We start from the raw sequence: 7,878 nt of genomic DNA, 5'->3' as shown, positions 1-7,878 counted from the left end.
AAAGGGAATATATGATAGAAAAAATTAGGTGAGAAAACTTCACTGTTTCTTGATTAGCTAAGTTTTTTGACCAAAATACAATAAAATTATGGTAAGGGTAATGATATTAAATGTATAGTCTTTCTAGTAAAATTGAGGCAATTTTATATCTCAAGGGACAACCCCTCTCTATTTCTGAAATTTCTGAAATTGCCAAGTGCGAGCGTGGCCAAGTCAAAGATGCTTTAATTGAATTAATGTCAGAATATGCTCATCGACATACTGCTTTAGAGGTTGTTGAAACAGAAAAAGGCTATAGTCTTCAACTCAAACCAACTTTTAGTGAGTTGATAGAAAGCTTGATTCAACCAGAATTAGGAGTGGGCGCTTTGAGGACTTTAGCAGCGATCGCTCTAAAAGGAGGTATTACCCAATCAGAATTAGTAGATATTCGTGGTTCGGGTATCTATCAGCACGTTCCTGAACTGGTAAGTTTAGGCTTTATCCGTAAACGTCGTCAAAAGGAATCTCGTTCTTATTGGTTACAAGTCACAGATAAGTTTCATCAATATTTCCAACTCGATCAACTACCTCAACAATTATCACTAGACCTGCTTTCTATATCTAATAGTAATGAAAATGAAGAAGAATAATCTAATCGCACCCTTATTCATCAATTCTTTCCCCCTACTCCCTACTCCCTACTCCCTACTCCCTCTTTAACAGATTAATGCTTAAAAAAGAATTAAGAAAATCATTATTAAAAAAACGTCGGTCTATGGCTGAGACAGAATGGAAAGAAAAGAGCGATCGCCTATGTCTTAACTTACAAAATTTATCTCTATTCCAAACAGCTAAAACTGTTTTAGCTTACTTTAGTTTCCGTCAGGAACCAGACCTGAGTTTATTATTTACAAATGAACAGGAAAAAACAAATTTTGCTAGTAAAACTTGGGGTTTTCCAAGGTGTGTAGAAAAGTCTCTATATTGGCATATTTGGCAACCAGAAAATTCTCTACAAAAAGGTGCTTATGGTATTCTAGAACCAGAATTAAATGCTCCATTATTAAAGTCATCAGAAGTAGATTTAATTTTAGTTCCTGCTGTTGCTTGTAATGTTAATAATTATCGTTTAGGATATGGTGGAGGTTTTTATGACCGGATGCTAAGTCAGCAAGAATGGGCATCAAAACCTACTATTGGGATTATATTTGAATTTGCTTATTTACAAGATTTACCTATAGATTCCTGGGATAAACCTCTTGATTTTGTTTGTACAGAAAATGGTATAAAGTAGCATTCAGCATTCAGCGTTCAGCTATTACCTTTGTTAGGAAAAGCAATTGATATAGCCATAAGAAATGATTGGTAAAAAAAAATGTAGGGATTTGGTCTCCAAACCCAATAAAAAATGGGATTTGGAGACCAAACCCCTAGGATAAAATATGACCGAATAATTAAGAATTAATAATTAAATGATTCAGGTTAAAATATGAAAAAGTTTTCCTTATTTCTTTTGCCTTTTTTATTATTTATCACTCCCACTTTAGGAATTCAGACAAAAGATGGTACAGTTTATTTTGCCCAACCACCTCGTCTAGTTAAAGCAGTAACTACCCGAAGTGACACTTATGTCTGGGGCGCTACCTATTACTTTACTCTCAACTTATTGCCTGATGCTGGAGTACCACTAAAACAGGTGACAATTAGCAAAACTGAAGGTCCTGATAATATTAGATATAATCCCAAAAAAATAATTGCCTTTGAAGGAACCCATCGGGATAAAGGTCAACAGTTGACAGTGGAGGAAGTAGCGATCGATAAAAAAACTAATACCATCTCAGTAATTCTCAATCCTCCAGTACCTCCAGGCAAAACTTTTACTATTGGTTTGCGTCCAGTGCGAACTCCTAGATATGGAGGAATATATTTATTTGGAGTGACTGCTTTTCCTCTCGGAGAAAAACCTCATGGTCATTTTCTTGGTTATGGTAGACTTCATTTTTACGATGGTTCTGATAGTTATGATTGAAGTAGGACTTAGCACTCAGCTATTAGCTATCAGCTTTTAGAAGTTCGGGGTAAAATATCCTGCTTCTATTCTACATCATTTCTTTCTCTACCTAATCCCTAATTAGGGATTGATATCATGGGGAAGGGTTTGGAGACCAAACCCCTACAATTCTAGAAACCCTAATTCCTGCTCTGTTTGATACAAAGAGTAATTCTAGTTTCAGTTACAATAAGTTGATTATCAAAACACTTAATGTTGGTCAGTAGACCAAATGAAATATACAGAAAAATGAAAGCAGTTATTTTATTATCAGGAGGATTAGATTCCTCAACGGTTTTGTATCAAGCAAAAGCAGATGGTTGTGAATGTTATGCTATTTCTTTTGACTATCAACAACGCCACCGTCGCGAGTTAGAGTCAGCTAAAAAAATTGCTGATGCTGTGGGTGTCATACAACATCATGTTGTAAATTTTGACTTAAGATTATGGGGAGGTTCGGCATTAACTGATAATCAAATTGATTTGCCTAGCGATCGCTCGGTTGAAGAGATGTCAGAAAATATTCCTATTACTTATGTTCCGGCGCGGAATACTATTTTTCTGAGTTTTGCTCTTGCTTATGCTGAGGTTGTGAATGCGGGTCGGGTTTATATTGGGGTAAATGCTTTAGACTATTCCGGTTATCCAGACTGTCGCCCTGACTATATTCAAGCAATGCAAGAGGTATTTCGACTGGGAACTAAACAGGGTAGAGAGGGAGAAGCGATCGCTATTGTTGCGCCACTTCTGGAGATGAAAAAAACTGAGATTATTCAATTGGGGAATAGTTTAGGAGTTCCTTGGGAAAAAACCTGGTCGTGTTATGCGGGTGGAGAGAAACCTTGTGGTGTATGTGATTCTTGTCGGTTGCGGTTGACTGCTTTTGAGGAGTTGGGGTTAAGCGATCCGCTGATGATAATGGATAATTGATAATTAGGTTCAGTAGGGTGCGTTTTGCTGGCGCATAACTCCGTTAACACTGCCGGACATGTTTTGCATTCTGCAAAGCTTTCCTATCGGAATGCTCCGCAAACGTAACGTATGATTGATTTCTTTCCATACTCCACTGCGTTGCCAACGATAAAAATATGTAGCTACGGTCTNCACCAGAATGGGGTGGAGGAATCAGGGGCCTGAAAATTTCCCACTGTTCATTGGTTAGGTCACTGGGATAGTTTTTTCTTTCCATAGGAGGGAAAATCATTACAATTATCATTGTCTTACCTTTTGCGTTATGGCGATCGCTTTCCCTTACAAAACTTTACAAACAGTCTCTAATTCAGTTGTATAAGTTTCAACCCGAACTACTTCCCAATCTCCTTGTTTATAATGAGTGCTGTAACCATGAATATTGGGGTCGTGTTCAGAGGAAACTTGAACATATTCGGTAAAGCGATCGCCTACTTGGGGAATAGGGCGATCGCTCTTATCCCAATTTTCTTGCATAATTTTAGTCAAAGCCTGTGTGTGCTGAAGTTTTCTGCCCTTCCAGTGAGGCTGGTTTGTATCCGCCTTATAAACTTCCATTTACGCATACAAATTCTGCGGCTTCAATAATTAACAATTAATAATTATCTCTCCCTAAAATGGAGAGGATTGAGTCAAAGAAAAAAATCTTGTTTTCTTTTCAAGGGGATGTTTTTCACCTGAATTGTTGAATTATTAACTATTAATTACAAAGAAAGACTATCTCCCTAGCCGACTCGCTCTTCAATTATTAATTATTAATTATCAATTATTAATGGCTTTGTTGCACCAAGACAACAAATAGGGTAAAAATGACATTGCATGGAACAATAAACCTACACTAATGTAGATATGAGTAAATCCAAGTCTAAGTCCAATTCTAAGTACCGAGTTAGTAACTGGTCTGAATATGATGCCTCCTTAAAACAAAGAGGGAGTCTCACATTTTGGCTACATGATGAAGTAATAGAGCAGTGGGTAAACAATAGCGAAAACTGGACGTAGGGGAGCATCAAATACCTATAGTGACACAGCTATTAAATTTATGGTGACTATACAATCACTGTTTAGTCTGGCCGGACGACAGACGCTTATGTTTTGTCGAATCTATATTTCAATTGATAGACTTAGATTTACCAGTACCAGACCATAGTACTATATCCCGTCCCTTGCAAAAACTGAATGTTCAACTGCCAGTTATGCCAACCAATGAAGCCATTCATGTGGTAGTAGACTCTACAGGGGTAAAAGTTTACGGGGAGGGTGAATGGAAAACAAGAGCTCATGGTGTGAGTAAACGGCGTACATGGCGTAAATTACATTTAGGAGTTCCGGAGGCCACAGGGGAGATTGTCAGTGGGGTAGTGACTACCAATGACGTAAGTGTCTCCCTTGTATTTTCTGACCTGTTAGATGGAGTAGATGGTGTTGTAGCCCAAGTATCAGGAGACGGAGCCTATGACAAGTATAAGTGTTACCAGAAAGCTAGGGAACGAGGAGCAAAGCCAACGATTCCACCCAGAAAAAAATGCGGTAATAGGTCAACATGGCAACTGTAAATGCCCACCTCATCCCTGGGATGAAAACCTCAGAAGAATAAGAATTGTAGGACGCAAGAAATGGAAACGTGAATGTGGCTACCATCGACGCTCCTTATCTGTTTGCGTAGCATTCCGAAGGAAAACTACTATGTTTAGGCTCAAAGTAATATTTGGAGGGAAGTTGCGACGACGAAAATTTGATGCTCAGGCAGTGGAGCTATTCATACAATGTGCACGACACGAACAGTATGATTCAAACAGGTAAGCCCAAAAGCTACAAAGTTGAAATCTAGTTAACTTCCAGTCAGGCGGATTTCTGCGTTGGCGGAGCAAGTGCGGCAGCTATATCGCAACATTCATGCAACAAAGCCCGCTGTAATTGCAAGTTTGAGCTGGAAAAAAACACCAAATGTAATTTTCCACGAGTTATTGTGTATTTTTTTGCACGTCCATCAGCACAACAACATTTTTTGTGAGAGCTTATTCACATTTTTACCATTCATCCAGGAATGCACTGATAATAAAAACATGGTTGAGGAGAAAACAAAAAACACTCCACAAACCAAATGTCAACATCTACTTTTTCAGGAAAAATAACACCATGACTATTTCACAATTCATCAAAAAAATTTCTATGACTGTTGCCGGAACTGCTATCGTTGCCCTGGGTAATACCACAACTGCTCAAGCAATTTCCATTACTCCTACCAGCAATGGCAATGATTTAGTTCAGGAAATCCTCGGTAATGGTATTACAATTGTACCAAATTCTATTAACTACACTGGTGCTGCTGGTGCTGCGGGAATTTTCACTGACGGATTATCATCTGATATTGGCATTGATCGTGGTATTATTCTGACTACAGGTTCAGCACTTGATGCTGAAGGTCCCAATGATTCTCCCCACACAACTACTCCAAATGGCTTACCTGGAGATTCTGATTTAGACGGGTTGATTCCTGGATCTAGCACTCAGGATGCAACTGTTCTGGAATTTGACTTTCACACTGAAGGAGGTGATGTTTTATTCAATTATGTATTTGCCTCGGAAGAGTACATCGAATATACAAACTCTGAATTCAATGATGTCTTCGCTTTCTTCCTAAATGGAGAGAATCTAGCTCTGATTCCTGATACATCTACTCCAGTTTCTATTAATACAGTGAATGGGGGTTTCCCGCTGGGAAGTAATGCTAGTAATCCAGAATATTTCAAGAATAATGACTTAGACAATGGTGGCGGTGATTTGGATATTGAGTATGATGGTTTGACTACTGTCTTGACTTTTGAAGCTCGGGGATTAAGTGCGGGAACTCATAGAATGAAGTTGGCGATCGCTGATGTGGGAGATCCACTATTCGATTCAGCGGTGTTTATTGAAGCAAAAAGTTTGGTTACTAAAAAAGTGCCTGAACCTTCTGTATTAATAGGGTTATTAGCTGTTGGTTTTGCTGGTTCATTGCTTCGGAAAAAATCAATCAAGTCCGATAATTAATTTCTCAAATTTAGAAAAAATTTTCCTTGCGGTCATCATCACATAATATTTCAATAGAAATCATTGCGTTTGCTGATCTGTTTCACTAATTTATCTAGCAAACTTCACATATTATCAAGATCCAGAGCACAGCATAAATCAGGAAAATTACGGATGATAGAAATATCTTGAGGATAAGATAACAAACTCAAGATATTTCTATCAATATCTACTTTTTCAGGGAAAATCACGCCATGACTATTTCACAATTCATCAAAAAAATTTCCATGAATGTTGCCGGAAATGCTATCATTGCCCTTGGTGGGACCACTACTGCTGAAGCAATTGCCATTACTCCTACCAGCAATGGCAATGATTTAGTTCAGGAAATTCTTGGCAGAAGATTAGATTTTTCACTAAATAGATTGAAAAAAAATCGCTATAAGCTTTACGAAGCAATAACTTAAGTTTTTATACACTACAAAGATTTTAAATAGCGATCGCTATTTAAAATTATTCAAGAATCGCACCTCATGCTTTTTATGTCTTTAAATATAGCGCTACGCATTAAGGTTAGGACATTTCTAAATCCTGTTTGCGTAGCATTCCGTAGGAAAATCCTTTAGCAGCTTGCTGTTCCATGTTACCTAGCGCGTAGCGCTATAAATAGACATTTTCCCATCTTAAATATTCGTGTTCTCAACTCCTTGTAGAGACCTTCCATGGAAGGTCTCTGTTTTTTTTTTGCATTATGTTTATTTTGACTGATTTTGGCAAAATCCAAGCCTTTTTTCGAGGGATATTTCGGTGCCTAACACAATGACTTTAATTAGTCCAAGGTTAATGATAACAAGACTTTTGATGACTCTTTAGCNAGGTCTCTGTTTTTTTTTTGCATTATGTTTATTTTGACTGATTTTGGCAAAATCCAAGCCTTTTTTCGAGGGATATTTCGGTGCCTAACACAATGACTTTAATTAGTCCAAGGTTAATGATAACAAGACTTTTGATGACTCTTTAGCATGACTTTTTGGCATTTTTTCTTGCGATCATAATCACACAATAGTTCAATAAAGCTCATCATGATCGCTGATATGTTTCACTAATTTAACTAGCAAACTTCACACATCATCAAGATCCAGATCACACCATGACTCAGGAAAATTACGGATGATAGAAATATCTTGAGGATAAGATAACAAACTCAAGCAACCGATATCAATATCTACTTTTTTAGGAAAAATTAAGCCATGAATATTTCAGGGAAAATCTCAATCTCTACCGTCAACAACGAGCTACCTATTGCCCAGGACGACATTGCTAGCACCGATGCAGAAGTTATACTTGATAGATACAATGTACTTAATGGCAATGAGACTGGAGAAGACACAGACCCAGACAACGACGAATTAACCGTCATCGAAGTTAACGGCAACAGTAGTGACATTGGTCAAGAAATCACCCTGGAATCAGGAGCATTACTGACATTAAACAGTGACGGCACATATAGCTACAACCCCAATGGTCAGTACGAAAGTTTCGGATTAGGAGAAACAGCCACAGATAGTTTCACCTACACTATTAGCGACGGCAAGGGTGGTACAAGTCAAGCTACAGTTAGAATTACAATTAATGGACGAAATGATGCACCTGTAGCAGCAGACGACAGTGCCATCACAGATACTGATGAGGTGATTGAGAACAAAAATGTCCTAGAGGGAGACACAGACCCAGACAGCAATGACATTTTAGTTGTAACAGAAGTTAACGGCAACAGTAGTGACATTGGTCAAGAAATCACCCTAGAATCAGGAGCATTACTCACATTAAACAGTGACGGCACATATAGCTACAACCCCAATGGT

At 38.0% G+C, this 7,878-nt stretch carries 8 protein-coding genes and 1 pseudogene; 8 read left to right on the top strand and 1 reads right to left on the bottom strand.

Features of this window, described 5'->3' with window-relative positions; translation table 11 throughout:
• The first annotated feature begins 110 nt into the window (after positions 1-110).
• From scpB to queC, 4 genes are all read left to right on the top strand, one after another.
• Entirely contained in the window at positions 111-632 is a 522-nt protein-coding gene (scpB, locus tag AFK68_RS19820; protein ID WP_094674426.1) for an SMC-Scp complex subunit ScpB, read from the top strand.
• A 77-nt stretch (positions 633-709) separates the two neighbouring features.
• Positions 710-1,276: a 5-formyltetrahydrofolate cyclo-ligase gene (locus AFK68_RS19815; protein WP_094674424.1), complete on the top strand. Its 567-nt coding sequence runs from the start codon at positions 710-712 to the stop codon at positions 1,274-1,276.
• 195 nt (positions 1,277-1,471) lie between these two features.
• The gene (locus AFK68_RS19810; protein WP_094674422.1) at positions 1,472-2,011 is read left to right on the top strand and encodes a DUF2808 domain-containing protein; all 540 of its coding nucleotides are present in this window, start codon (positions 1,472-1,474) and stop codon (positions 2,009-2,011) included.
• Positions 2,012-2,281: 270 nt separating this feature from the next.
• On the top strand, positions 2,282-2,962 hold the full coding sequence (gene queC, locus AFK68_RS19805) for a 7-cyano-7-deazaguanine synthase QueC (RefSeq protein ID WP_094674428.1): 681 nt from the start codon (positions 2,282-2,284) through the stop codon (positions 2,960-2,962).
• 321 nt (positions 2,963-3,283) lie between these two features.
• Here queC and AFK68_RS19795 read toward each other — a convergent pair whose 3' ends face one another.
• Positions 3,284-3,478, bottom strand: a complete 195-nt coding sequence (locus tag AFK68_RS19795; protein ID WP_143438061.1) for a hypothetical protein — start codon at positions 3,476-3,478, stop codon at positions 3,284-3,286.
• A gap of 372 nt (positions 3,479-3,850) precedes the next feature.
• Between AFK68_RS19795 and AFK68_RS19790 the strand changes: the two are divergent.
• The 4 genes and pseudogenes from AFK68_RS19790 to AFK68_RS19775 form a co-directional block, all read left to right on the top strand.
• Positions 3,851-4,832, top strand: a pseudogene (locus AFK68_RS19790) (IS5 family transposase).
• 308 nt (positions 4,833-5,140) lie between these two features.
• Positions 5,141-6,034 (top strand): choice-of-anchor L family PEP-CTERM protein, encoded by an 894-nt coding sequence (locus AFK68_RS19785; RefSeq protein ID WP_094674416.1) that lies wholly within the window; start codon positions 5,141-5,143, stop codon positions 6,032-6,034.
• A 233-nt stretch (positions 6,035-6,267) separates the two neighbouring features.
• Entirely contained in the window at positions 6,268-6,480 is a 213-nt protein-coding gene (locus AFK68_RS19780) for a hypothetical protein (protein WP_094674414.1), read from the top strand.
• Between the two features lie 783 nt (positions 6,481-7,263).
• Positions 7,264-7,878, top strand: a 615-nt coding sequence (locus tag AFK68_RS19775) for an Ig-like domain-containing protein (RefSeq protein ID WP_168186560.1), incomplete at its 3' end; no start/stop codon positions are given.

It is taken from the genome of Hydrocoleum sp. CS-953, from assembly GCF_002260545.1.
In the GTDB taxonomy this organism is placed as follows: Bacteria; Cyanobacteriota; Cyanobacteriia; order Cyanobacteriales; family Microcoleaceae; genus Trichodesmium.
This window is presented reverse-complemented; position numbering and strand designations above follow the sequence as displayed.

Bases quoted from the DNA above. Each gene is read 5' to 3' on its own strand.
- scpB (WP_094674426.1), top strand. From the start codon at position 111: ATGTATAGTCTTTCTAGTAAAATTGAGGCAATTTTATATCTCAAGGGA.
- AFK68_RS19815 (WP_094674424.1), top strand. From the start codon at position 710: ATGCTTAAAAAAGAATTAAGAAAATCATTATTAAAAAAACGTCGGTCT.
- AFK68_RS19810 (WP_094674422.1), top strand. From the start codon at position 1,472: ATGAAAAAGTTTTCCTTATTTCTTTTGCCTTTTTTATTATTTATCACT.
- queC (WP_094674428.1), top strand. From the start codon at position 2,282: ATGAAAGCAGTTATTTTATTATCAGGAGGATTAGATTCCTCAACGGTT.
- AFK68_RS19795 (WP_143438061.1), bottom strand. From the start codon at position 3,478: ATGCAAGAAAATTGGGATAAGAGCGATCGCCCTATTCCCCAAGTAGGC.
- AFK68_RS19785 (WP_094674416.1), top strand. From the start codon at position 5,141: ATGACTATTTCACAATTCATCAAAAAAATTTCTATGACTGTTGCCGGA.
- AFK68_RS19780 (WP_094674414.1), top strand. From the start codon at position 6,268: ATGACTATTTCACAATTCATCAAAAAAATTTCCATGAATGTTGCCGGA.